Genomic DNA, 2310 nt, shown 5'->3' with positions numbered 1-2310 from the left:
TCCGGTCCGTCGAGGCGGATCACGGCGTGGAAGTGGATCGCCCCGCGCTTCTGGAACTCGGCGACCTTGCCGTAGGAGACGCGCAGTTGGTCGGCCAGGGCGCGTTGGGTGAGTCCGGCGCGGGCTGCTAGCTCGCGGCGCAGCCGGGTGGTGAAGCGCTGCCACAGTTGCCCGGCGTGGTTGTTGAAGAGGACCGTCCCTGCGTAGTCGTAGGTGTCCGGGTCGAGGGCGGTGCCGAGGGCGGGGTGATCCTCGGGGTGTCGGGTGCCGCAGCGGCAGGAGCCGCGGTCGGGCCGGTTGTGCACCGGGCCGAACGAGGGTGCGGTGAGGGTGGCGAAGACGCGGGGGTGGTCGCGGACGGTGGCCGGGATGTCCTTGGACTCGTCTCCGGCGAGCCCGGCGCGGATCAGGTGGTAGGTGTCCCCGGCGTAGGTGTAGGCGCAGGACGGGCAGCGGGAGGCGCGGCGGTTGCCGCAGGCCACGCGGAGCCGTCCGTCCGGTTCGGTGTCGGTCGAGTAGCGGCGCAGCGTCTCGCCGCTCACGCGGTCTTTGGCGAGCGTCCAGCCGGTCAGGTGGATCGGGTCGGCGCAGCCGCCTAATCTGCCGACTACGCGGGAGGGGCGAAAGGATTCCCGCCAGGTGCCGGTGGGTCACCCCACGATGCCTCCGGCGGTGCCACAGGAGCCCAATCCGGACCGCGGTGATCCAGCCACCATCCGCCGATGGTGTGGAACTTCTCGCCGAAGGTGTGATCCCAGCTGAGGAACCCGGTGATCGGCGCCCGTAGGCGTGTACGGCGGCCGCCCGCTTCGTAGATCACGACGGTTCGGATTCCGAGGTAGGACTCGATCTGTATGGCCTGCACGTTGGCCCAGGGGATGGTCCGGCGGGTCAGGTTGTGCACGACGGCCGCTGACTGCGTGAGAGTGACCCCGAACGGCCGCGAGGCGATCAGCAGCACGAACGGCAGCACGACTACCGCGAGTGGAGGACCAACCGGCCCCCCGTCCAACCAGATCAAGACAAGGAAGACCGTCATGATCACGGAGCCGGGCAGCATAGGCAGCAAGCGTTGGAGGCGCGTCAAGCGGTAGCGTATGCGCTCCGGCGACAACTCCTCGCTCTCCAGTCGCCCCATCGAGCCATCCCCCCATCGTCATCCAGCCGACAGCTGCGCATGATCGTCCACGTAGTGTGGCGATCCGGTATCGCGTTGTCTAGCCCTCGCGACCCGTGTTACGAGAGCGGGCTGACCGCGCACCGCGGGTACAGCAGCGCAATACCGCAACCACAGCAACCGCCCCCGTCCGGTAGCGTCCCCTCCAGGGCCGCGAAGCGGCCGGTATGACCGTCGCTGACCTATCCAGCTAGAGCTACGGATCAGAAGTTCCCCGTGCCACAACCGCGCCAGATGGGGCGGGGACTCACGGGGAACTGCGGCTGCCGGCGGGGGCCCCAGTCGGCAGACGCCAATGTCGTCGTTCCGCAGGTCAGGCCCCAACTCGCCCCACCTCGCTCCTAAAGTGGTTGTCCAGCCCGCTCATCGAGTCCACAACCGCTGGAACTCTTCGGCCGGGATGGCCTCCGACGGATCCCCTTCAGGGTCGATCGCTTGGTCTGTCAGGAAGCCGTGCTCGTCCTCCAGGTGCTCCCAGTTGTACCGGTGGAGTTGGCCGGCCGGAGTCAGCTCGGCTTGCTTGATGGCGATCAACTCGCCGCGGTCGGGTACGGCCTCGATATACCAAAGGCCGCCTTCCTCGTCAGCGTGGCGGAAGTGGTGCCGCAGGGTGGCGTTCTCGTCGAGTGCTCGGAAGTAGGCCACGCTCTCTGCATTGATGCGCTCCAGACCAGTCACGGGACCATCGTGTCAGCGAGCACGCGCGGTTGCACCGTTCTGACATCCACGAGTGACATCAACGGCGCCAGACGTCAGCACTCCCAGGCGGTCTAGCATGGCCAGCGTAACCGGGTGGCTCCCCGGCAGCGCCGAGGAGCGATCGAACTCCTAAGGCGGTGGTCACGTCCTGATGGACTATCTGTGGCCGGACCCCAGCCGAACGAGCACCTGCGCGGCCCTGACCAGCTGCATTGTCTGAGACTCAAAGGGCCTCCGGAGCCGTGTGCGCAGGTTCGAATCCTGCCGGGGGCACTCCGGATCAGGGCTCTGACCAGCAGGAATGCCGGTCAGAGCCTTTCTTGTACATGCCAAAACGCACACGGCCTTTTGGCCGTTGCTCTTTTCGGGCCGCACGGTGCCCTTCGGGCTGAGACGAGTCGCTTCTTCTGAAGATTTGCACTGGTCACACGCCA

General features: G+C 67.0%; 2 protein-coding genes and 1 pseudogene. All 3 read right to left on the bottom strand.

Annotation, left to right across the window (positions count from 1 at the left end; translation table 11 throughout):
* Positions 1-608, bottom strand: a pseudogene (locus ACWDO5_RS35630) (replication initiator); the annotation flags it as partial.
* The gene (locus ACWDO5_RS35625; protein ID WP_450534668.1) at positions 608-1138 is read right to left on the bottom strand and encodes a hypothetical protein; all 531 of its coding nucleotides are present in this window, start codon (positions 1136-1138) and stop codon (positions 608-610) included. The gene ACWDO5_RS35625 and the pseudogene ACWDO5_RS35630, both read right to left, overlap by 1 nt.
* Positions 1139-1540: 402 nt before the next feature.
* Positions 1541-1855 (bottom strand): hypothetical protein, encoded by a 315-nt coding sequence (locus ACWDO5_RS35620; RefSeq protein ID WP_450534667.1) that lies wholly within the window; start codon positions 1853-1855, stop codon positions 1541-1543.
* Between the last annotated feature and the right edge of the window lie 455 nt (positions 1856-2310).

Source organism: Streptomyces sp. NPDC000880 (genome assembly GCF_053599675.1).
This window is presented reverse-complemented; position numbering and strand designations above follow the sequence as displayed.

Excerpts from the sequence above, each read along its gene's own strand:
- ACWDO5_RS35625 (WP_450534668.1), bottom strand. The coding sequence starts at position 1,138 with ATGGGGCGACTGGAGAGCGAGGAGTTGTCGCCGGAGCGCATACGCTAC.